General features: G+C 72.2%; 15 protein-coding genes. 6 read left to right on the forward strand and 9 right to left on the reverse strand.

The window, feature by feature from the left end; genetic code table 11:
* The first annotated feature begins 348 nt into the window (after positions 1 to 348).
* The 3 genes from CcI49_RS12230 (at position 349) to CcI49_RS12240 (ending at position 5,384) form a co-directional block, all read left to right on the forward strand.
* A complete protein-coding gene (locus CcI49_RS12230) occupies positions 349 to 1,572 on the forward strand; it encodes an ABC transporter substrate-binding protein (RefSeq protein WP_076826594.1) in 1,224 nt (407 codons plus the stop codon).
* Positions 1,573 to 1,748: 176 nt separating this feature from the next.
* Positions 1,749 to 4,682, forward strand: a complete 2,934-nt coding sequence (locus CcI49_RS12235; RefSeq protein WP_083749471.1) for an ATP-binding cassette domain-containing protein — start codon at positions 1,749 to 1,751, stop codon at positions 4,680 to 4,682.
* 6 nt (positions 4,683 to 4,688) lie between these two features.
* Entirely contained in the window at positions 4,689 to 5,384 is a 696-nt protein-coding gene (locus CcI49_RS12240; protein WP_054564828.1) for an ABC transporter ATP-binding protein, read from the forward strand.
* Between the two features lie 42 nt (positions 5,385 to 5,426).
* On the opposite strand, the gene CcI49_RS12245 is transcribed toward CcI49_RS12240, so the two are convergent.
* The 4 genes from CcI49_RS12245 to CcI49_RS12260 form a co-directional block, all read right to left on the reverse strand.
* Positions 5,427 to 6,284, reverse strand: coding sequence for an ABC transporter permease subunit (locus tag CcI49_RS12245; protein WP_076826596.1), 858 nt, complete (start codon positions 6,282 to 6,284; stop codon positions 5,427 to 5,429).
* A gap of 110 nt (positions 6,285 to 6,394) precedes the next feature.
* Entirely contained in the window at positions 6,395 to 7,432 is a 1,038-nt protein-coding gene (locus tag CcI49_RS12250) for an ABC transporter ATP-binding protein (protein ID WP_076826599.1), read from the reverse strand.
* Positions 7,429 to 8,625: a DUF4367 domain-containing protein gene (locus CcI49_RS12255; protein WP_076826601.1), complete on the reverse strand. Its 1,197-nt coding sequence runs from the start codon at positions 8,623 to 8,625 to the stop codon at positions 7,429 to 7,431. The genes CcI49_RS12250 and CcI49_RS12255 overlap by 4 nt, the downstream gene beginning before the upstream one ends.
* Positions 8,609 to 9,283 carry a sigma-70 family RNA polymerase sigma factor gene (locus CcI49_RS12260; RefSeq protein ID WP_235497627.1) on the reverse strand — a complete coding sequence of 225 codons (675 nt, stop codon included), beginning with the start codon at positions 9,281 to 9,283 and terminating at the stop codon, positions 8,609 to 8,611. Before CcI49_RS12260 ends, CcI49_RS12255 begins: the two co-directional genes overlap by 17 nt.
* Positions 9,284 to 9,494: 211 nt before the next feature.
* Here CcI49_RS12260 and CcI49_RS12265 point away from each other — a divergent pair, with 211 nt between their 5' ends.
* A complete protein-coding gene (locus tag CcI49_RS12265) occupies positions 9,495 to 10,322 on the forward strand; it encodes a TIGR03620 family F420-dependent LLM class oxidoreductase (protein WP_076826839.1) in 828 nt (275 codons plus the stop codon).
* 23 nt (positions 10,323 to 10,345) lie between these two features.
* Here CcI49_RS12265 and CcI49_RS39620 read toward each other — a convergent pair whose 3' ends face one another.
* The 5 genes from CcI49_RS39620 to CcI49_RS12300 all read right to left on the reverse strand — a co-directional run bounded on the left by CcI49_RS39620 (position 10,346) and on the right by CcI49_RS12300 (position 19,037).
* Positions 10,346 to 13,375, reverse strand: a complete 3,030-nt coding sequence (locus CcI49_RS39620; protein ID WP_083749472.1) for a penicillin-binding transpeptidase domain-containing protein — start codon at positions 13,373 to 13,375, stop codon at positions 10,346 to 10,348.
* Positions 13,372 to 15,819 (reverse strand): hypothetical protein, encoded by a 2,448-nt coding sequence (locus CcI49_RS12285; protein WP_076826604.1) that lies wholly within the window; start codon positions 15,817 to 15,819, stop codon positions 13,372 to 13,374. The genes CcI49_RS39620 and CcI49_RS12285 overlap by 4 nt, the downstream gene beginning before the upstream one ends.
* Before the next feature lies 1 nt (position 15,820).
* Positions 15,821 to 16,951 (reverse strand): hypothetical protein, encoded by a 1,131-nt coding sequence (locus CcI49_RS12290; RefSeq protein WP_054564835.1) that lies wholly within the window; start codon positions 16,949 to 16,951, stop codon positions 15,821 to 15,823.
* 27 nt (positions 16,952 to 16,978) lie between these two features.
* Positions 16,979 to 18,259 carry a protein kinase gene (locus CcI49_RS12295; protein ID WP_076826606.1) on the reverse strand — a complete coding sequence of 427 codons (1,281 nt, stop codon included), beginning with the start codon at positions 18,257 to 18,259 and terminating at the stop codon, positions 16,979 to 16,981.
* A gap of 82 nt (positions 18,260 to 18,341) precedes the next feature.
* On the reverse strand, positions 18,342 to 19,037 hold the full coding sequence (locus CcI49_RS12300; RefSeq protein WP_054564837.1) for a hypothetical protein: 696 nt from the start codon (positions 19,035 to 19,037) through the stop codon (positions 18,342 to 18,344).
* A gap of 380 nt (positions 19,038 to 19,417) precedes the next feature.
* On the opposite strand from CcI49_RS12300, the gene CcI49_RS12305 reads away from it, so the two are divergent.
* Entirely contained in the window at positions 19,418 to 20,590 is a 1,173-nt protein-coding gene (locus CcI49_RS12305) for a hypothetical protein (RefSeq protein ID WP_076826609.1), read from the forward strand.
* 96 nt (positions 20,591 to 20,686) lie between these two features.
* The gene (locus CcI49_RS12310) at positions 20,687 to 22,711 is read left to right on the forward strand and encodes a hypothetical protein (RefSeq protein ID WP_241840032.1); all 2,025 of its coding nucleotides are present in this window, start codon (positions 20,687 to 20,689) and stop codon (positions 22,709 to 22,711) included.
* Positions 22,712 to 22,758: the final 47 nt, after the last annotated feature.

The following is a 22,758-nucleotide window of genomic DNA, read 5'->3' on the forward strand; positions in this document are numbered from 1 at the left end:
AGCGGTGCCGTCGGCGGGGAGGGACGTCGACCAACCCGCGGCCGACGCGGCTGGCCTGCAGCGTTCGCAAAGTAGCAGAGTAAGCATGTACTCCGCTAGACCTTTGCTGTAGGCAATTCGCGCTCACCACCCCACCCAGGGCATCCGACCATCTACACCGCCAGGYGGAATTTCGTACGCGCTTGACTACGGAAAGTGGTCGAACCACGGCCAGGGGAGGTAGAAAATGCGGACAAATCTGGGCATTCGACGGGCAATCGATGCAAAAGAAGTGCACTCCTTAGCCTTGATTGGTGAGTGAATATTCACTAGAGTCCCCCACCTAGCCGCTCCAACCAGGGGAGAGAAATGCACTTACGCAGGCTCCTGATAGCCATGCTGGCATTCGTCGCCATGACGGTTGCGGCGTGTGGCGATTCAGGATCGAGCGACTCGGCCGACGCGAACAGCTCGGCAGCCGCTGGAACACCGGTCAACGTGGCGGTGATCTGCAGTTGTACAGGATCCTTCGCGCACAGCATCGGCCCCGCCAGCAAGGTCGCTGAGGCTTGGTCGAAGTCGGTAAACGCCGCCGGCGGCATCAACGGGCACCCGGTCAAGCTCAAACTGTACGACGACGCCGGAAACCCCGGAAACTCCGTCACCAAGGCAAAGGCGGCGATCTCCGACAAGGTCGACGTCATCATCAACCTCACCACGCTCGTCTCGACCTGGATCAAGGCTGCGGACGACGCCGGCATCCCGGTTGTCGGCGGTGACTTCTTCAACGCGGTGTTCAGCAAGGACCCGAACGCCTACCCCTCCGGGCAGACGACCAACGCCCTGCCGTACGCGATCATCTCGACCGCGAAGCTCGCGAAGGCGACCAACCTCGGCATCCTGTACTGCGCCGAGTCATCCAGCTGCGCGGACACCGTCAGTCTGATGAAGGGCGTCGGCGAGGAGCTGGGACTCCCGGTCATCCACAGCGCGTCCATTTCGGCGACCGCCGCCAACTACACATCCCAGTGTGTCGCGGCCAAGCAGGCCGGCGTCACCGCACTGTATGTGAGCCATTCCGCGTCGGTGCTGGAGAAGGTCGCCGGCGACTGCGCCCGCCAGGACTTCCACCCGACCCTCATCGAGGCCGGAACGGGTTTCACGATGCGGCTCGTCGACAACGCCGTGACGAAGAACAACCTCTGGATCGCCTTCCCCATTCTTCCGTTCTTCGTGGACCAGCCGCAGGTCCAGAAGCTGAACGAGGCGGTCGACCGGTACTCCCCCGGCCTGCGGACCGACCCGCAGTCGTGGACGACCCTGGCCGCCCAGGTCTGGACCGGCGGGCTGCTCGTCGAGCGCGGCGTCGAGTCGTCCGGCGTCAGCGCCGGGCAGGACGTGTCGGCCGCGGCGATCACCAAGGGCCTCACCTCGTTGAAGGACGAGACGCTGGACGGCTGGGCGCCCCCGCTCACCTTCACCGCCGGCAAGGCGAACCAGGTCAACTGCTGGTACGTCGGACGGGTCCAGGACGGCAAGCCGGCACTGGTCAACGACGGAAAGCGCAGCTGCAAGGACGGCTCGACCTCGTAGCAGGCAGCTACGCAGGCCCGGCCAGCACCTGCCAGCGCTGCCAGCCCCGTCAGCACCGGCAACCCCGGCAGCCCCGTCAGCACCAGCCAGCGGGCGTGCCGGCCCGGTTCAGGACAGATCCGGGCCGGCACGCCCTCGTCGAACCGTCTGTTCGCCACCGGAGGCCGGATCTCACCGTGGACGACTTCCTTCCCTTCATCGTCGTCGGTCTCGCGACCGGCGCGGTCTACGGCCTGGCCGGAATAGGCCTGGTACTGACCTACAAGACGTCAGGAATCTTCAACTTCGGCTACGGTGCCGTCGCGGCGCTCGTCGCCTTCTGCTTCTATTTCCTGCGGGTCGACCACGGCCTGCCCTGGCCGGTGGCCGCCGCGATTTCCCTGCTCCTGTTCGCGCCGCTGCTCGGGCTGGCGCTCGAGCTGCTCGCCCGGTCGCTCGCGGGTGCCAGCGAAACCGTCAAGGTGGTCGCGACGGTCGGCCTGATCCTCATCGTCTCGAGTCTCGGGCTGCTGTGGCATGAGGCCACCCCGCCGGAGTTCCCGCATTTCCTGCCGCAGTCGACGATCCGGCTGGCCGGGGTGAACATCACCTGGGAAGAAATCATCCTCTTCGTACTGTCCGCGGCGGCCGCGGCCATTCTGTACCGCTTCTTCCAGGCGTTCCGGATCGGCATCGTCATGCGCGGCGTCGTCGACAACCACGAGCTCGTGTCCATGAGCGGCGACGATCCGGTCCTGGTCCGCCGCTGGGCCTGGCTCATCGGCAGCTTCTTCTCGGGTGTGGCGGGCCTGCTGCTGGCGCCGGGGCAGCTCGTCGACGGCGTCACCCTGACGACGGTCGTGTTCGCGGCGTTCGGGGCCGCAGCCATCGGCTACTTCACGAACCTGCCGCTGACCTTCGTCGGCGGTCTGGTGATGGGCGTCGCCAGCGCGCTGGTCGACAAGTACTCGGCGACGTCCACCTGGATCGGTGGGCTGGCACCCGCGCTGCCGTTCGTCGTCCTCTTCGTGGTCCTCATCGTGCTCCCGCGCCGCCTGCTCACGCAGCGGCGGCTCGTGGCGGCCGCGAGTGTCCGCCGCTCCTACCAGGCGCCGATCCGAGTGCGCCTGTCGGCGGGCGTGGTGGCGGTCGGCCTGCTCGCGGCGGTCCCCACGATCCAGGCGGGCTACGTCTCCGTGTGGTCGGCGGCGCTCATCAACATCATGCTCTTTCTTTCGCTGGGGCTCCTCGTCCGCCGATCCGGCCAGATCTCGCTGTGTCACCTGGCGTTCGCCGCCGTCGGCGCGGCGGCGTTCGGGCATTTCGCGAGCACGATGCCGTGGCTGCCGGCGCTGATCCTGGCGACACTGGTCGCAGTGCCGGTCGGCGCCCTCATCTCGATACCGGCCGTACGGGTGTCCGGAGTGTTCCTCGCGCTGGCCACGCTGGGTTTCGGCATCCTCGCGGAGCAGGTCTTCTACACCCGTGGCTTCATGTTCGGGCAGTCACCGCTGGGGCTGGAGGCGCCGCGCCCCGCGGTGTCGATCGCGGGCCTGGACCTCGCCGGCGACGAGGGTTTCTACTACCTGCTACTCGTGATCACGGTGCTCGTTGCCGTGGGCATCACCGCGATCGGCCACGGCCGGCTCGGCCGCCTGCTGGAGGCGCTGGCCGACTCGCCACTCGCGCTGGAGACGCACGGGACGACGTCGAGCGTGCTCAAGGTGATCGTCTTCTGCGTCGCCTCGGCGGTGGCCTCCCTGGCGGGGGCGCTCAACGCCATGCTCTTCTACTACGGCGTCGGCACCTACTATCCGTCCTTCAACTCACTGACCCTCGTCGTGCTGGTGGTGATCGTCACCGTCGGCGAGCCGTGGTACGCCATCGTCGCGGCGATCGGCTACAGCGTGCTGCCCGCCTACATCTCGGGGGACACGACCGGCGACATCCTCACCCTGCTCTTCGGGCTCGGCGCGGCCACCGCGGCGTACGGCACAAGAGGCGGCACCATGCCCGCGCCCGCGCGGCGCCTCCTCGACCACCTCGGCGGCCGGGCGCCGATTCCCGCCGCCCCGCTGGACATAGCCCCGACCACTACAGCACCCGAGCCAGCCGGTTCCGCTGAACCGCCAACGATTGAACCACCGGCAACAGCCGGGCCACCGGCAAGAGCTGAGCCACCGGCAACAGCCGGGCCGGGGCTGGCGCTCGCACGGCAACGATCCGCTTCGTCCCGCCGCGAGCCCACCGGCAGGGACGGGCTGGTCGTCCGTGATCTGTCCGTGCGTTTCGGTGGGGTCCAGGCCGTGGCCGGCGTCAGCCTGCAGGCACCACCCGGCGCCATCACCGGCCTCATCGGCCCGAACGGCGCGGGCAAGACCACCACCTTCAACGCGTGCAGCGGGCTGAACCGCCCGAGCTCCGGGCAGATCCTCCTGCACGGTTTCGACGTCACCCGGGAGGGGCCGGCACGCCGGGCCCGGCGCGGGCTCGGCCGGACGTTCCAGCGGACCGAGCTGTTCAACAGCCTGAGCGTGCGGCGGAACGTGGGCATGGGCCGCGAGGCCTCCCTGGCCGGCGCGAACCCGTTCACCCACCTCATGGGATCGCGCCCGTCGAGCCGCCTGCTGTCCGAGGCGGTCGACGAGGCACTGGCACTCACGGGGACGACGCGGATCGCCGACGTCCAGGTCGGGCTGCTGCCCATCGGGCAGCGGCGGCTGGTGGAGCTCGCCCGAGCCCTCGCCGGCCCGTTCGACATGCTGCTGCTGGACGAGCCGTCCTCCGGGCTCGACGAACATGAGACCGAGCAGTTCGGCCAGGTTCTCCAGACGGTGGTGAGGGAGCGCGGCTGCGGCGTCCTGCTCGTCGAACACGACATGACCCTGGTCCGCAGCATCTGCGACCACGTCTATCTGCTCGATTTCGGCAAACTGATCTTCGAGGGGATTCCCAGCGAGATGGAGAGCTCCGACCGGGTACGCGCCGCCTATCTCGGCAGCGCGGCCCTCACCACGGCGGACGTACCCGAACCGGCCCCGGACGGATCCGAGCCGGCCAGACCCGAGCCGGCCGGGAACAGGCCTGAATCGGCCGCCGACCAGCGCCTGGCCCTCCCGGCACACGAGTAGCCGGCGATGCTGACTCTCCACGAGGTGACCGCCGGCTACGGCGACACGACAGTTCTGCGCGGCGTGAGCCTCACCGTCGGCGACGGTGAGGTCGTGGCGCTCCTCGGCCCGAACGGCGCCGGGAAGACCACACTCCTGCGCGCCGCCACGGGATTCCTGCGACCGCGGTCCGGCCGGGTCTCCCTCGACGGAAAGGACATGACCGCAGAGCCCGCGCACCGGTTTGCCCGGCGCGGGGTGTGCCATCTCCCGGAGGGGCGAGGAATCTTTCCCTCGCTCACCGTCCGGGAGAACATCACCATCCAGGCCCGTGGCCGCGATGCCGAGAAGGCGGTGGCCGAGGCCGTCGACCTCTTCCCCGCTCTCGGTACCCGGCTCCGGCAGGCCGCCGGCAGCCTCTCCGGCGGCGAGCAGCAGATGCTCGCGTTGTCCCGTGCCTACATCACCAGCCCCAGGCTCGTCGTCGTCGACGAGGCCTCACTCGGGCTCTCGCCGCGGGTGACGGACACGATCTACGAGCTGCTGGCTCGGCTGGCCGAGCGCGGCGTCTCGCTCGTCGTGGTCGAGCAGTACGTGCAGCGCGCGCTGGCACTGGCCCGAACTGTCTACATCCTCAACCACGGCGCGGTCATTCACGCCGGAAGGGCGAACGACATCACCGCGGACGACATCTACGAGAAGTACCTCGGTATCGGGCACTGACCCGGCGCCGGACGGAGCTGGGTGGTTCAGAAGCTGGGTCGTTCAGAGGTTGCGGCGCCGGAAGGAGGCCGCCGCGACGCTCCAGACCAGGACCACCCAGACCACCGCCCACGCCAGATAGGCGGCGGTCAGCGAATGCACGCTGAGGAACGGGAAGGCCTCGAACTCACCCGCGGCGAACCTGTGCAGCACCGACGGGTCCTGGAAGCCGTGCATCGCCCCGCGCCACAGTCCGTCGGTGGGCAGCAGGATCCGCGAGACGGTGCCGACCCGTTCCACGGCCTCGTTGTCGAGTGCCGCGCCCACGCCGCCGATCACCCCGGCGACCCAGGCCGACCCGAACAGCCCGATGGAGACCACGCCGGAGGCCATCGGCGACACCGCGGTCGACAGCAGGACGGCCAGGGTCAGCAGCACGATCGCCTGGGCGGCGAGCAGGGCCAGTGCCGTCGCCGGCTCCGGCGGCCAGTAGCCGGACGTCGCCAGCACGACCAGGCACTGCGCGACACCGGCGAGCACCACGTAGACGGTGCCGAACACGACCAGCCCGAGCCATTTTCCGAGGAGGAACGCCGAGCGCCGGATCGGCCGGGCGAGCATCGCCAGCGCGATGCCCGACTCCGTCTCACCGGCGAGGGTGGGCCCGGCGAGAAAGGCGGTGCCGAGGGCCGCGATCAGGCTGAAGCCGAACATCACCAGGTTGAGGATCTGGGAGCAGGCCATCAGCTTCTCGCCGGACGTGAGCCCGCCGTCGTCGGCCGCGGCGCCGAGCTGGGAGAACCCCCAGGCGCTGAGCGCCAGCAGCAGGACGGTGAGCGCCCCCAGCGCACGCATCACCTTGCGCCGCGACGCCTCCCGCAGGGTGAGCCCGGCGATGGTGAGCACCGTCCGGACCGGCATCAGCCGTTCCGGAGTCGTCCGGGATGCCGTCCGCCCCGGCGTCGGCCGGGGCGGCGCCGGCTGTCTGGCCTGCGTCGTCGGCTGCGTGGCGGGCGTCGCCTGCTGCGCTGTCATCGCTTCCCCTCCGGCTGACCGGCGGTGCCGGTTCGCAGAATGCCGAGCAGGCGCTCTTCCAGGCTGATCCGCGCCGGCTCGACCGCGTGCACCCGCACGCCCAGGCCAACCAGCTCGGCGACCAGCCCGGGGACGACGTCCCCGGTGGCCCCGACGGTCCCGGTGGCGCCGGTGGCCCCGGTGGCCCCGGCCTCGTCGGGCGGCAGGGCCACGGTGTACCAGTCGCCGGACTGTTCGACCCGGCCGACGGCGGCGAGACGTCGCTGCGCCGCGGGTGGGACGTCGGTGAGCCGCAGCCGCAGCTCACGCTGGCCGAGGAGCTCCGCCAGGGTGCCGGCGGCCGCGACCCGGCCGTGGTCGAGGATCACGACCCGGTCGCAGACCCGTTCGACCTCGCCGATCAGATGCGAGTTCAGCAGCACCGCGACGCCCCGCGACCGCAGGTCCAGCACGATGTCACGGACGTCGGCGCGGCCCAGCGGGTCCAGCGCGCTGGTCGGTTCGTCCAGGATGACGAGCTCGGGGCGGGCGACCAGCGCGACCGCCAGCCCCAGCCGCTGCTGCATGCCCTTGGAGAAGCCGCCCACCCGGTCGTCGGTGCGGCCCGCGAGGCCGACCAGGCCGAGGCAGTCACGCCGCTCCCCGGCCGTGACGTCGGCGCCGGAGAGCCTGATGTGCAGGGCCATCACCTCGGACGCACTGAGCCACGGCTGGTATCGGAACAGCTCCGGCAGGTAGCCGACCCGGGCTCGCGCGGCCGGGTCGGTCGCCGGCCGCCCGAGCAGCAGCACCTCGCCGGCGTCCGGGCGGACCAGGCCGAGGAGCATTTTGATCACCGAGGTCTTGCCGGCACCGTTGGGGCCCAGCAGCCCGACCACCTGCCCGCGGCCGACCTCCAGGGAGACGTCCTCGACCGCGGTGCGGCGGCCGTACCGCTTGCGCAGGCCCGAGGCCCACACGGCGGACGACGGTCGCAGGTCCCCGACCAGTCGTGCTGCCGCGTCGAGCGCGGATCCTTCGGCGACTGTCGTCAACGCAGCTCCCTGGCGACGGTGAGGATCTCGTTCTCGGTCAGCGAGCCGGCGACGGCGCACACCACCCCGCCCTGCACCCAGACGACCGCGGTGAGGGCACCGTCGCGGCTGGTCAGCGCGGTGGCGGGAATGCCGTTGACCTTCACCTCCCGGGTGGTGGCCTCCTCGGTGGGCACCGGCAGCGGCAGGGTCGAGCCGTCGGCTGCGAAGGTGCGCAGCTGGGCCGCGACGTCGGCCGGCAGGCCGGGCAGCGACAGCATGTAGTCGCGGACCGTCTCGAACGGGACGCCGGTCGAGAAGGCCCGGGGCGCGACGGCACGGGCGACGACGAGGCCGGGTKCCCCGGAGCCGGAGGACCAGACCCGGGCCGCACCCGGGCCGGCGACCATCCGCACCCGGGTGCCGTCCAGACCCGGAGGTACCGGCGGCAGGGTCTCGCCCGCGTCGGCCGCAGCCTGGGCGGCGCGTTGCGCCGAGAAGGTGAACACCGCCTCGACCTGGTCGATCGTCTCGTAGACCGGTTCGCCGACGATGCCGCCCGGCAGTCTGGTCACGGCGGGCAGGTCGAGGCCGGTCCGCCTGGTGGCGGTGGCCGCGGAGTCCACGTCGCGCAGGTCGGGTTCGCTGACCATGTCGAGGTCACCGTAGGCGCCCAGGTTCGGCAGCGCGACGAGGTCCTCGGGGCCCAGGCCGATCACCGCGACCCGTTCCGTCTGGAAGATCTGCAGCCAGCCGTTCGCGGCGGCGGTGCCGGCGCCGGCGAGAACCGTGGCGGCGACCAGCGCGGCGACGGCCGGGCGACCCGCGAACCGCCGCCCGAACGACGGCCGACCGGTGCGCGGACGGGCGTGCGCGCGGCCACGCTCGCCGGCGGACGCCTTACGCCCCGTTCCCGCGGCGGGCATGGACGCGACCAGGCGCCGCCAGGCGGCATCGACGTCACCGGCGGCATGCTCGCCGGCTGCGTGCTCACCCGCGGCATGCTCACCGACGGCGTGCTCACCGACGGCGTGCTCGCCGCCCGCGGGAACGGCGAAGGACAGTGCGGCGTGGACGGCGTCGGCGTCGGCGCGCATGGTGGCCAGCACAGCCAGGCAGCGTGGGCAGGCCGCGGTGTGCTCGCGGTCGGCGTCGGTCACTCCGGCCGGCTCGTCGAGCAGGCGGCGCAGCACGCCGTCAGACGTGTGACCCATGGCGGTTCAGCTCCTTGCGTAGTGCCGACTCGGCGCGGCGCACCGTGGTGCCGATGCTGGTCGGGGAAAGATCGAGAGCGGCGGCGACGTCGGCGTAGCTCAGGCCGCTGTGACGCAGGACCAGCGCCACCGCCTGGGTGCGGGGAAGCTGGGCGAGGGCGGCGCGCACCCGGCGGTGCTCGTCCCGCCGGACCACGGCGTCGGCCACATCCGGCACGGTGGCGTGCTCGGCCGTGGCGGCGGCCTCCTCCCTCCCGGTGCGGCGACGACGCGAGCGGATGGTGTTCAGCGCGGTGTGGGCGGCGGCGACGCAGAGCCACCCGCGGGCCCGGGCCCCGGGAACCGAGCAGCCGCTGAACGACAGGAAGACCTCCTGGGCGACGTCCTCTGCCTGGTCCCGGTCGCCGAGCACGCGGGCGGCCACGCCGACGACCACCTGGTAGTCACGCCGGAACACCTCGTCGAGGTCAGGCCGCACCGCTGCCGCCTCGCCTGCCGCCGCGCCGCGCGCCGGACGGGATCGCGCCACCCGGGCGCCCCTGCCCCCGCCGGCGGCGATGCCCCCTTCGCCGCCCCGGCGAGCCGCGGTGACGGCAGCCGCCCCGGGGCCCGCCAGGACGGGGACACCCGCCGCCTGCCTGTGCCGAATCAGGTCCATACCCACACAGCACCGCACGGCGCGCGAATGTGACACACAGCCGCGTCCTGGGACGGCCGAAGGGCGATGCGGGAGCCACGGGCGATGCGGGAGCCACGGGCGATGCGGGAGGTGCCGGCGATGCGGGAGGTGCCGGCGATGCGGGAGGTGCCGACCGCGATCGGATCCGGTGACGCGGAACACAGGCCGCCAGGGTGAGGTTGCGCTGTGCATGGTCACTCTCGGATCCCTTGGCATCGCCGCCGCCAGCCTGCCGACTGACGGGCCCGACGCCGAAGTCGCCTTCGCGCGCGAGGCGGAGGCGGCGGGCTACTCGACTCTGTGGCTGGCGGGAGGCCAGGGCAACAACCTGCCCGTCATCGACCGGGTCGTCCGCGGGTCGGAACGCATCCAGGTCGCCAGCGGCATTGTCCCCGTGGATGTGGTGCCGGCCGGCGAGGTGGCGCGGACCTACGCGGATCTGGAGGAGTCCTTCCCCGGCCGGTTCGTCGTCGGCCTCGGTGGCGCGCACGGTGCCAGGCCGCTGCACACGCTCAGCTCCTATCTCGACGTTCTCGACACCGAAAAGCCCGGGGTACCGGCGTCGGCCCGGATCCTCGCCGCGCTCGGCCCGAGGGTCCTGACGCTCGCCCGGGACCGTGCCGCCGGCGCCTATCCGTTCCTGGTCACCCCCGAATATGTCGCGCAGGCACGGGTGACGCTCGGGGCCGGCCCGGCGATCGCCGTCCTGCTCAGTGTCATCCCGGAGAAGGATCCGGCGACCGCGCGGGCCATCGCCGCCGACAACATCAGGTTTCTCAGCACCGTGCCCGGCTATCGGCGCAGTTTCGGGCGCATGGGATTCACCGAGCCCGAGATCGCGGGTCTCGATGCGAGGCTTCTCGACGCGGTGACAGCATGGGGCGACCTCGACACCATCGTCGCCCGCATCCGCGAATACCAGGCCGCCGGCGCCGACCAGGTCGTTCTGCGGATCAGTACGGGCAGCCAGCCCGTCGGCGAGTGGCTGGGCAGGTTCGCCGACGCGCTCCTGCCCTGAGCACCTGATCCGGTGGTGCGGGCTCAGCAGTGGTCAGCCCGTTTCAGGGCGACCAGCGCGGTCCGCAGCGTCGTGGCGGCGGCCGGGGCCGCGTTCGCGCCTCCGGTGAGATGGCCACCGGCGGGTGCCTTCAGGTAGACCGCCACCACGACCTCCGGCTCCTCCGCCGGGGCGAACGCCACCGTCCAGGCGTTGGTGTCGGGGTTGGCCGAGGGCGGCCCGGTCTCCGGCGTTCCGGTCTTCGCGGCGACCTGGGCACAGGGGACGGCAGCCCCCTTCGCCGTGCCCGCGTTCACGGCCTCGACCATGCCGGTTCGGATCATCTCGGCGTTCTCCGGCGGGATCACCGGCCGTGGCGCGACCGCGGGCGCTTTCCAGAGCACGGTGGCATCCCGCTCGACCTGCTCGACGATGTGCGGTGGACGCAGCTGGCCTCCCGCGGCGACAGCCGCGGCGACCAGTGCCATCTGCAGCGGCGTCGCGTAGACGCAGGCCTGGCCGATCGCCAGGTGCTCCGGCAGGCAGCGCTCGCCGTCGGCGGTGCCGGACTCGACGGAGGACACGTCGACGGACAGGCCGTCCAGGTCGCACTGGTGCTTTCCGAGCGGCTCCAGCCCGAGGGCCCGGCAGGCGGACGCGGCACCGGACCTGTCCGCGGGCTGCCCGCCGGGCCCGGCGCCGGGCTTGTCGGCGGGCTGGCCTCCGGGCTTGTCGGCGGGGCCGGGGCCGGGCGTGCTGAACCCGAAGGCAGCCGCCGCCCGGGTGATGCCTTCCGGGCCGATGTCCTTGCCGACCATGGCGAAGGCGGTGTTGCAGGACTGGCGCAGCGCGTCCACCAGGGCCGGGATCCCGACCATGTCCCTGTCGGGGCAGATGCTTCCGCCGAAGTTCCGCAGCGAATGGCCGTCCGGCAGGGGCAGGCTGCTGTGCGGTGCCAGGTGGTAGGCGTTCAGCCTGGCCGGGTCGATGGCGGCGGCGGTGACGATCTTGAACACCGAGCCGGGCTGGCTGGCGTCCCCGGTGACGGTGGTCGCGAGGTCGTCGTCGGCGGCGATCGCCAGCACACCGCCGGTGCGTGGGTCCAGGGCGACGACGGCGCCGCGGGATCCCGGGGCGGCCTGCTTCGCCTCCGCCAGCGCGCGGACCGCCGCCTCCTGGATCTCGGCGTTGTACGACGTCCGCACGTCGGCGGGCTGGCATCGCTGCCCCAGCAGGCCGCGCGGGCCGGCCAGGCCCTCCTCCGGCCGAGTGCCGCATTCGAGCTGCAGCGCCCAGGTGTTCTCCAGCCCGGTGCCGTCGGTGTCCTTCCTGGACGGCCGGAAATCACCGATCGGCAGGCCCGTGGACGTCCCGTGGCGGGTGGCGTCGACGCCGGACCCCACCGTTGCGGCGAGGACCGTGCCGTCGGCGGAGAGGATCCGGCCCCGGTTGAACGTCGCCCGCTCGGTGCGGGCGATCCCGCGGCTGCGGTCGTGGTCGCCCAGCCAGGCGCCGGCGGTGACCAGCTGCGCGTTCAGCAGCGAGCCGGCGGTGACGATTGCCAGCAGCCCGGCGAGTGCCGGCGCCCGCCAGGTCAGCGGCGACCGACGCCCGGCCCTCGTCACGTGGCGGCCGGCCGCGCCGACTGCACCGCGAGCGGGAGCGACGGAACCGGGAACGGGGGCGGAAGTGGCGGAGGCGGAGGCGGAGGCGGAGGCGGCTGGCCTGGGGCCGGCGCAGCCCGCGGCCAGCCCCACGATGCCGAGCACCACCAGCATGGACGTCCCACCGGCCGAGAGCAGCGGGGTGGTGATGCCGGAGATCGGCAGCACCCTGGTCGTCGCCAGCGCCGGCCAGACGATGTTGGCCGCCAGCATGACGGAAAGCCCGACCAGCCAGGCCCGCAGCCAGGACTCCTCACCGGCCCGCCGGGCCAGCCGGAACAGCTGGATGAGCAGCAGCGCGTACAGGACACCGGTCAGCAGGGTGCCGACGAGGCCGAGCTCCTCACCGAGCACGGCGAGGATGAAGTCGTTCTGGCGCTCGGTGCCGATGCTGTCCACTCGGCCGAGGCCAGGCCCGGCGCCGAGCAGCCCGCCGCGGGCGTAGGCGAGCAGCGCCTTCCCGGGCTGTTGCAGCGCCCGGCCCGAGCCGTGTTCGCCCATGTAGAAGGGGTCTTTCCAGAGGGCGAACCGGTCGCCCAGCACACCGACGCCCAGCAGCATCGCGACCGCTGCCAGCACCGCGAAGGAGGCGGTCGCCGCCGCGGCGTAGCGCCAGCGGCCGGTGAGGTGGACGACCAGGCCGACGATGCCGATGAAGAGCACCACCGCCGGCCCGAGGTCGGAGAGCTTGACAAAGAGCGCGGTGGCCACCACGGCTGGTACCAGCGCGTACTCGATCAGCGCCCGGCCGGCCCCGGGGGGCCGGTAGGAGCCGAACAGGCGGGGGGCGTCCGGCGGCGCCTTCAGCCGGAACGCGATCCAGCCGAGCAGGCTGAACCGGAACACCTCGGTCGGCTGGACGTGCAGCGGGCCCAGCGTGAGGCCGATCTGGGCACCCCGCTCGATGGGTGCTCTCAGCGCCAACACCCCGGATACGACCACCAGGATGAGCAGCGCGTTGCCGGTGCGCCCGTTCCGTCTGATCCACCGGTTCCGCGCCGGGCCCTCCCGGCGCCGGTCGGTCTGCGCGAGCGACCGGCCCAGGTGGAACAGCCCGACGCCGACGGCGACGGCGACCAGGTAGGCGCCGAGCGAGATCCGGTCCCCGACACCGACCCGCATCCGCAGGACGAACCCGAGCGCCGTGAGCGCCTGGACGGTGACCACCAGCAGGCCGAGGGCCGGGTCGCCGACGCGGCGGGCGCCCCGGAGCAGCAGCACCGTGATCATGGTGTGGAGGGCGACGGTGGCCACGGCCCACATCGGGTCCACCATGGCCGGCCGGTGCCACCAGAGGGCGAAGACCAGCGCGGCGAAGAACAGGCCCGGCCACGCGGCGTGCGAGGGCGCGACCGGGTCCCGCGATCGACGTCCGCCCACCGTGCCGAAACCCGTGGCGGCGGTGCTCACGTGAGCAGCGGCAGGAAGATCGCGATGACGAGGACGGTCGCCCCGGCCATGCAGAGCCAGAAGATCAGCCAGCTTCTCCGGCGCTCGGCGTCCTCGGCGCGCATCTGGTCAAGTGGGTCGGGCGCCTGCGGGATTCGCCGCTGTTGGCCCGGTGCCCGCCTGCCCGCGAGGCCGCCGGCGGGCGGCGGGGCCGTAGCGGCCTTCCGGGCCGGGGGCGCGTGCACGGCGGGAGGCATCGGCCGGGACGGAGCGGCCGGCCGGATCGCCCGCGCCGACCGGGGCGGAGCGGGCCTGCGCGGCTGGCGTTGGCGGGGGGTGAGCGGGGGGTGGCCGAGCCGCGCCAGCCACTGGTCGACGACGAACGCGCTCAGCACCGGCTCGGCCGGCGGGGAGGACGCCGCGTCCCGCGCGACCGTCAGAAGCTCGGCGACCAGGCCCGGGGGGAGACCGTGCTGGAGGAGGCCGCGCAGCTCCTCGGCGAACTGCCAGCCGTTGTCGGTGCGTGGATCTTCGAGCTCCGGCCGGAACAGCAGGTCGACCATCAGCCGGCGTTCCACGACGGGCTCGGGCAGCAGCACGGACCCCGACAGCTGCGCGGACTCCGGCAGCAGCGCGGACTCCGGCAGCGCGGGCTCGGGCAGCTGCGCGGGCTCGGCCCACAGCGGGTCGAGCTTCGGGCCGACGAGGTGGCGGCGGATCTGCCCACGCGCCCTGGCGGGCTCGAGCACGCTGTCCGCGATGACTCGAGCGTCCCCGCCGTGCCCGAGCCGGTTGTTGAGCACATGCAGCGTGACGGCCAGCGTGGTCGCCAGGGTTGCGGCGTCCGTCCCGGTGGGAAGCTGTTCGGCGACGCGGCCGAGCGGCACGCCGGCCAGCACGAGCGCGAGCACAACCCCGAGCTCCCGCCGCTGCACCGGGTCGGGCAGGCCGGCCGGCGGGTGGTTCCCGGCCCATGGGCGGTCCCGGTCGGGGTGGCCGGCCTCGGCCCAGATCCTGATGGCGGTCTGCGCGGCGCGCAGCCGGCCGGCGGCGCCCGGCTCGCTCGCACCGATCTGCTCCCACCAGCGTTCCACGACGGTCCGCACCGCGGCCGGACCGAGGCCGCATTCGCTCACCGCGCGCTGGATCGCGCGCTCGACATTCCGGTCGAGGTCGCCCACGCCCGGGTCGGGGCCGTCACCGGCGCCGGCCGCGGAAGGCACGTCGTCCGACGCGGCGGCGAGGGACTCGTCGAGCACAGCCTCGACGAGTCGCTCACCGAGGATCGCCCACACGGGCTCGGCGGACGCCACCAGCACCGGGGCCGTCCCCATCCGCCAGCCGCTGCGCAGCCACCCGAAGCCGTCCGCGCGCAGGCGCCGTATCTCGTCACGCAGCAGCGCGGCGGTCTCCGGCCGCCCGATCTCGGCCGAGTCGCTTTCACCACCACGGCCCTGCAGCACCCGGCGCAGGGACCAGAGGTGACCGGAGGCCGCCATCGGCGCGCTCGCGGCGCGGACGACCCAGGGCGCCACGGCGGGCAGCGAGTCCGGAAGCGGGTCGGCGAGCGCGCGGGCAACCCTGGTCATTCCGCCCGGCCCGTACTCCCGATAGGCCTCCACCAGCTCGACGGCGACCTCCGCGGCGGCGCCGAAGTCCTCCGGCGGCAACGCGGACCCGTATCGCACCCGCAGCCGGGTCTGCTCGAAGTCGGAGTGGCTCGTGCGGTCGAGAAAGATGTGCCGCAGCGGGGACCGGCGCTCCGCCGTCTCGGCGGTGGAGAACGACCAGTCGTGGCCGGGCAGTCCGCCCAGCAGGTCGTCGAGAACCTCGATGAGGCCGAACATCAGCGGGTCGACCCGGCCCGGGTATCCGACGGCGCTGACCTGGCCGGCCGGGTCGGCCAGCACTCCGGCCACCAGCTGGACCAGGGGTTCGTCCAGCTCGCGTGCGGCCACGCCGAGCCCGCGCAGCGACGTCTCGACGTCCGGGGTACGCAGTCCCGCCGCGGACGTCGGACGTCGCAGCCGGACGGCGTCGACCTGCCCGGCGGCCGGTCCGAGGCCGCCGTGCCACCCCGCGCCGAACCAGCGCGGCCAGGCCCGCAGGGCGAGCGCCAGGCGTGGCGGCAGGAGGTGCTCCGGGCCGACGAGGGCATGCGCGAGGACCGAGACGCGGCCCTGTGGGTCGAGTGCGGGGACCCTGCGGATGACCGCCGCCTCCCCCTCGGCCTCGTCCGGCCCGAAGCGCAGGTAGCACAGCGATCCGTCCGGTCCCTGCCCGGAGGCGGCGAGCACGGTGCTGAGCAGCCGCGTGTTCCAGGACGCGAGTCGCCGCAGGTCCTCCAGCGAGGTCAGCGCCGGCCCGACGCCCTCCTGGCCGAGGGGCGACTGCCGGCCCGGCACCCAGTGGTAGACGATCTGATGGATCGGGTGCGGGTCCGCGGCGCTGCCAGGGCTGGACACGTCAGATGCCCACCTCTCCGGTCCGGTCGCCGACGAAGACCGAGCGGTCGATGATGCCGGCCATCGCCAGTACCGCCACCAGCGGTTCCAGCACCCGGTTGGGCTGGACGCGGCGGCGGTAGTACCCGGGCCGGTCGAGGGCTTCCTCGGTTCCGGTCGCCGAGGCGAAGTGCAGGGTCGCCCGCCGGCATTCACGTACCGGCGCGAGCCAGGCCGTGGCGTTCCGGCTGTACAGCAGCCCGTAGGCGACGGTGCTCTCGTCCAGGATGTCGTCCAGGTCCACCTCGCCGCGGGTGCGCTCCCGGCGGTACCAGTCCTGGACCGGAGGCTGGAACCGCAGGACGTCCGACTTGTTCACGACGACGGCGGCGTCGATGTCGAACAGGCCGGTGCGCTGATCCATCCGGCCGACGAGCTTGAGCTTCCCGAGGACGGCGTTGAAGGCCTCGTCGTCGATCTTCCCCGGGCGGCCCGCCAGCCCGCTGTGGTGCGGGTCCACGACGAAGACCAGGGCCCCCGCGGCGTTCACGAAATCGGAGGAACGCCGGTTGCTGGCGAAATCCTCGCCCCGGATGTCGTAGAAGGTGACGAGACGGTCCCGCCGGGTCCGGAGATTGGTGATGATCACGGCGTCCACGAAGGACACCGCCTCGTCCTCCGGCGTCAGGGTGGCGGGCAGTACCGCCGACCTGCCCAGCAGCGGGTCCACCTGGTCACGCACGTATTCGCGGTGCCGGCGCGGGTCGGCCACCGTCACCGACAGGCCGAGATCGTCGAGGCCGCGCTGGTTCACCAGCTGGCCTATCATCGCCGCCAGCAGGTGGCTCTTACCTACCGTCGTCGCCCCGACCATCCCGATGACGAACGGCTCGCCGTACCAGCCGTAGGGATAGAAAAGGTAGTGCGTCGGGTCCTTGAAGGGATTCGGGCACCGGAGGTATTTGCTTGCCAGCCAGGCCTGGAAACGCCGCCGGTGCTGGTCCTGGTCGTCCTCCCGGAAACTGCGCAGGAGGCTTTCGTCGACGGGCTCGTACACATCCCGTTCGGCGTCGTACTCGTAGAACTCGCCCTCGTACGCGTCCGGCCATTCATCGAAGACGTACAGGCAGATCGGGCATCGTACCTCAGGCACAGCTCTGTCCCCCGTTCCTCACCACCGCTAGAGGCTGCCCAGACCGACGATCACCACAAGCAGGAACACCACGATCGTGACGATGGCGACGATCACCTTCATGGCCAGATCACCCGAGACCGGTCCCGGTCTCGGATCCGGATACGGATCCGGTGGAGGCTGCCTGTGGGTGATCGTCTCGTCGTGGGATTGTTCGAACCCGGGCCCGGGCCCGGGTTCGGGCCGGCGGCGGCTGTGGCCGGGCCGCCTGCGGCCCGGCGGAGGATACGACGGCGCAACCGGCGCCCGGCGCCATTCCTTGTCCTTCACCAGGCCGTTGAACCGGTCCCGCCCGGCCAGCATCCCCGCGGGGTCATACCGCGTCCGGTGCTCGGGCCGCCGTTCGCGCAGCCGCGCGAGCATTTCCGCCGCGACCACCGGGGAACCGGGCTCGAAGACACCCGCGAAGAAGCCCTCGGGAAACCAGGTCGAGATGTTCGGCTCGGTGACGGACGAGCTTCCACCGGACCAGCCCGGAACCGGGTCCGGGTCCGGGTACTGCTGTTCGCCTCGGGGCCAGTAGCCGTCGGCATCAGGGCGCCAGCTGGGCAGCGACTCCGGCGGCTCGCCGGTCGCGGCGTGCAGGATGAGCCAGCAGGCGCGGGAGACGTCCTCGGTGAAATCGGCGATCAGGTCGGCGCGGGGCGGGTCCAGCGTGCTCCACGGCGGCGCTTCCACGTGCGGCCGGTGCGCCCCCGCCCAGCAGGCGTGGCTGAAGTCGAAGATGAGCGCGGTCTGGCCATCCCAGAGGATGTTCTCCGGGGTGAGGTCCCGGTGCACGATCTCGGCGGCCTGCAGCCAGTACAGCCCGTGGAACAGGCTGGCCGCGAACCGACGGCATTCGTCCGCGCCCAGCGGGCCCGCGCGCCGCAGCCGCCGCCCCAGCGTCTCGCCGTGGGACAGCGACGTCGTGAGGAAGAACGGGGCGTCGCCGTGCTCACTGAAACCGATCAGGCGGACGAGCTGGTCCGGGTACCGGAAGGGGCGGTGGCGGTCCGGGCGCGGACCGTTGCGCTCCATGGCGTGCCAGAGGGTCAGCAGGATCTCGATCTCCGCGCGGAGATCCTCCGCGGCCTGCCCGTCGGCCGGGGAGACCCGCTTGCGGGCGACGGCCTGCGCCGCACCGCCCGGGCCGGGCAGCGTGCCGCGCTGCACCTGGTACGGAGGGCCGCTGACCTCGTCCTCGGGGTCGAACTGCACCCACCAGCTCCCCCGGGGGCCTTCCGGGGTGTCGCCGTCGATACCGCCGGCAAGGCCGCTGTCAGTCATGGTCATGCACCACCCACCAGGCGACGAACGCGACGTTCCCCAGCAGGAGCACCAACAGAGCCATCTGCATGATCAATTCTGCTCACCGGTGCCCCACGCTCCGCGCCGGCGACGCCCGCCCGGCCGTGTCGTCAAAGATGAACCAGCCCTGGTCCCAGAAGAGATTCAGCCAGGTGTGCCCCACCTGCAACGGGTAGCCCGGATCGCGGGGAGACAGCGTGACCTCCGCGACCAGCGGGGTGTCACCGACGACGGCCTGGTGACGCGGGTCCCGCGACGGGGTGATCGTGACCCGGCCGTCGGGATTGACGCGGACCTCGGCATGTGCCTCGGCGGAGATGTGCGAGTCGCGCCGGCGCGAGACGCCGAACACCAGGTCCCGGTTGATGACGGTGGCCGGGCCCAGCGACCGGGAGCGGTCCCGGCCGGGGTCCCGCGGGTCGGTGAGAAACGCCTGCAGGCCCCAGTCGGCCCGCGACTCCACCGTGAGCTGCGGCCGGCCCTGCCGGACCCCGGGAGTGCCGTCGAGGATCACGGCGAAGTCGTCGTGGAACCAGACCTGTCGCCGGCCCTCCCGCTCCAGGGCGGCGGTGAGGACGTCCTGGACCGCCGGGCCCGCCTGGCTCAGCTCGAGCCCGAGAGTCCGTAGCGACGCCTCGGCCCGCCTGGCATCGTCCGAGTTGAGCCGCACCCGGACCCGGCGGGGGGCGACGAGTGCCGGGCCGCAGGTCGCCCGCCGACTTTCGTCGAGTGTTCGCCAGGCGATCTGCTCCAGCACGTCAGATGAAGAGTGACCACGTGCGCTGACGGCCTTGTGCCTGGCCCATTCGCGTAAACGGTCCCATTCCGGCCCGAGCCTCACGCGCGCCTGTCCCCCATATACACAGCCGGCCCCCCGGTACACGAGCAGTGCAGATTGTCATCTTATGATGCGAAGATTACTCACAACAGTGAGGGTCCTGCGTCCGTCAGCACCCGGACAGCTGGCGGCCACGGCGTCCCGGTCGCCGTCAGTAGCCGGGCGGGCGTGACGATGATGGTAGATTTGCCCCGCCGCTGGCGGTTCTGCCCCAGTCGGTAACCGGATCGGGGGCGGTACGGGGCACATGAGCAGCATCACCAGCAGCAGTACCGCGGGAGCCAGCCCGAGGTCCGGCCATGGCGCCTAGCGGGCCGCCGGTCCAGCGGCGCATCGGGCTGTGGGGAGCCACCCAGAGCGGCAAGACGACCATGCTCGCCGCCCTGCAGATAGCCGCCGGCCAGCAGGTCCGAGAAGACCGCTGGATGGTCATCGGGGCCAACCCGGCGTCGTCGACGTTCCTGAGCCGAAACGTCGACGTCCTGACCACGGACAAGAAGTTCCCGGTGGCGACGGAGGCCGCCGAGCCGCTCTCCTGGCTCTTCTACCGCCCGGACCCGGCGCCGCGCGGGCTGAACGCGTGGCTGCGCAGGCGGTTTCGGCGCCCGCTGGCCACCGGCCAGCAGGTGTTCGAGGTCAACACGCTGGACGTCGGCGGCTACATGTTCCGCAACCATCTCGGCGAGGTTCTCGACGACCCATACCACGACTACTACGACGACGAGGACGAGGGGCTCCCGCTCTTCGACCCCGAGCAGACCGCGGGCGCGGACGCCGACGAGGTCATGCGCGCCATGGCCGACTGCGACGGGCTGGTCTACCTGTTCGACCCGGTCACCGAGCACCGGGAACAGAACTCCTTCCAGTACTTCGCCCGGGTGCTCGACCAGATCGGCCGGCTGTCCCACGAATCCGGGCGGATCCGGAACGGCCGGCTTCCGCACTACCTGGCGGTCTGCGTCAACAAGATCGACGATCCGGGTATCTACCGGGTTGCCAGCCAGAACGGCTACATGCTCAGCGGTGACAACGACCTGCTGCTGCCCGAGGTGCCCCGCGAGTACGCCGCCGAACTCTTCGAGCGGCTGTGCGACGGCCGGGAGGCAGGCGGCGCCGCCCAGGTTCGCCGGATCATCCGTCGGTTCTTCGACCCCGATCGGGTGGCCTACTTCGCGACCTCGTCCATCGGGTTCTATGTGCAGCCGGGCCGGCTGTTCCGGCACCGCGACAACCAGAACGTGATCTCCGGGCCGGACGGGCGCCCACGAATCCGCGGCGAAATCCGGCCGATAAACGTGCTCGAGCCGTTCCTGTGGCTGGAGGACGAGATCCGGCGGAACCCGCTGCCACCGCCGATCATCCCGGAACCCGCGGAATCCCCGGAATCCCCGGAGCCGGATTCGGAGCTGGACGCGGAGCTGGACTCGGATTTCTCGGACTTCACCCGGTCCGGCCCACCCCCAGACCTGTGAGGCCAGACCTGTGAGGCCGAAGCTGTGAGCCCGCCGGCCGCAGTACCCGGACCGCCAACGCCGGCCGGGCCCACCCTGCGGGTCGGGTGGGCGCTCATGGGCAAGGAGCGCGGCGGTTTCACCGACTACGTCGTCCTCCGGTCGAACGAGGCCTACTTCAGCAGGTCCGCCTACCAGACGATCCTGCACCGGTACTCCCCCGGAACACCGCCACACGCGCAGCGCACCAGCCTGCCCGGGTCGCTGCCCTGGGTGACGGTGAGCTACGCCCCACTCGGTCGCGACACCGGGCAGACCGTGCTCGGGATCGCCGAACGCACCTGGTCCGACGAGGCCGACGCGTCCGGGCGCCCCATCGCGCACACCCGCTACCTCTGCGTCCCGTTCAGCGCGCTCGCCGCCGCTCCGGTCTCCTACACGGGCCTGCACACCGCTCTGGCCAGCCCGACGATCCAGCGCCCGATGCTCCAGCACTCGGCGACGGGAACCCAGCCCGCGGTGCCGGGGACCGCCGTGGGCAGCCTGCCCGTCACCGTGCCGCGCCTCGACCCGGCACGGATCGCCGAAAGCCTGGCCACCGACGACGAGCAGTGGTTCCTGCTGGCCGCCGAGGCCGCGGCGCTCGTCCTGGCCGGCAGGGTGGCCATCCTCGGCTTCCCGGCTCCCAGCCGCGACGAGCCGACCGCGCGGGCACGGCTGCGATTCCTCGACGCGGTAGCGGCGCTGCTGCCCTACGGCCAGCGGGCCCGGCTGACCGCCAGCACCTGGGCGGTCAGCGGCGCCGCTCACCGGATCCGGCTCGCCTTCACCGACCAGCCCCGCCAGGGTGACCTGGTCCTGCGCTGGCGCGACCCGAGACCGCGGCCCGCCCAGCTGCCGGGCCCGGCCGCCGACTACTTCGATCTGCTGCTGCGGCTGCGCGACCAGGCAGGCGGATCGCTGGCCGCCCTCGTCGCCCACCTCACCGGCTACCCGACCGCCTACCCCGCCGCCTGGCACCGGCTCAGGGCGACCGCACGCGCCTACTTCCACCTGCACGAGATGGGCGGGGGCGACACCGCCGACGCACTGGCCGCCCTGGTCGCCCGGCGGCTGGCCCCGGGCCGGTTGTTGCCTGACACCGCCCCGACGGACGCCGAGCAGTGGCAGGCCGTCCAGGAGAAGGCGGTGGAGGAGGTCGCCGAGCTGGTACGCGCCGCCTGGGACGACGAGCGGCCGCGCGACGACGACGCGGCGCGGACGTTCAGCCGGCGGCTGCTGGCCGTGGTCGCGCAGGTGCCCCGGGACGACCTCGCCCTCGAACTGATCCGCCTGGCCGTTCTCGACGACCTCGGCCTCGACGGCGCCCCGAACACAGGCACAGGCACAGCCATGGACGCCAGAACCGCCGGCGAGCGTCAGGCGACGGCGTCGACGCGACGCTGGCTGCGCTGGCTGGAGGGCGCGCCCGAGCTCGCCGACCAGACGCGCCCCTTCCGCGCCGTTCTCGACGGCTCCCCCAACCCGGACGTCGTCGAAACGCTGCACGGCCGGGCCCGCTACCTGCTGTCGCTCTCCCAGCTCGCCCGGCTCCGCGGCACCGGCGCCGCCATGGTGGTCCTGCTGGATCCCTGGCTGTGGCAGACCGTCCCAGCCCTGTCGCCGCGGCACCGGCAGGACTGGGCCACCGAGATCCGCGGCTTCCGCTTCGGCACCCCGAGCAGGGCGGCCCGCTACGACCTGCTCCTGCTGATCCTGGGTGAAGCCCCCGGCAGGCCGTTGGGACGCCGGATCAGCACGATGGCGACGGACTACACGGCGGCGTTCCAGGAGCACTTCGCCACCCTGGTGCGGGAGCAGGGGGCGGACGGGCGGGCGGACGGGCGGGTCGACCAGGCCCTGACCGCCCTGGCCCGTTCCATCCTCGACACCGGCTGGCCCCAGGACGAGGCGCAGGTGGACCTCATGCTCAGGGTGCTGGAGCAGCTCGTCCGCCTGGTCCAGGCCAACATCGACCAGCGTGATCGACCACCCGGGCTGGCCGTGATGATCAAGGTGGTCGGCCGCTTCCTGATCAGGAACCCGTGGGCCAGGAACCTGCCAGCCGGCCGGCAGTGGCGTATCTGGCTACCGAAAATCTGACCGGTAGACCTGCCGCCGAGGAGGATGCGGCGCAGGCGGAGGCCGCA

The organism is Frankia sp. CcI49 (genome assembly GCF_001983215.1).
Classification (GTDB): domain Bacteria; phylum Actinomycetota; class Actinomycetes; order Frankiales; family Frankiaceae; genus Parafrankia; species Parafrankia irregularis.

Coding starts and splice junctions, on each gene's coding strand:
- CcI49_RS12230 (WP_076826594.1), top strand. CDS start 349: ATGCACTTACGCAGGCTCCTGATAGCCATGCTGGCATTCGTCGCCATG.
- CcI49_RS12240 (WP_054564828.1), top strand. CDS start 4,689: ATGCTGACTCTCCACGAGGTGACCGCCGGCTACGGCGACACGACAGTT.
- CcI49_RS12245 (WP_076826596.1), bottom strand. CDS start 6,284: ATGCCGGTCCGGACGGTGCTCACCATCGCCGGGCTCACCCTGCGGGAG.
- CcI49_RS12260 (WP_235497627.1), bottom strand. CDS start 9,283: ATGGACCTGATTCGGCACAGGCAGGCGGCGGGTGTCCCCGTCCTGGCG.
- CcI49_RS12265 (WP_076826839.1), top strand. CDS start 9,495: ATGGTCACTCTCGGATCCCTTGGCATCGCCGCCGCCAGCCTGCCGACT.
- CcI49_RS12295 (WP_076826606.1), bottom strand. CDS start 18,259: ATGACTGACAGCGGCCTTGCCGGCGGTATCGACGGCGACACCCCGGAA.
- CcI49_RS12305 (WP_076826609.1), top strand. CDS start 19,418: ATGGCGCCTAGCGGGCCGCCGGTCCAGCGGCGCATCGGGCTGTGGGGA.
- CcI49_RS12310 (WP_241840032.1), top strand. CDS start 20,687: ATGGGCAAGGAGCGCGGCGGTTTCACCGACTACGTCGTCCTCCGGTCG.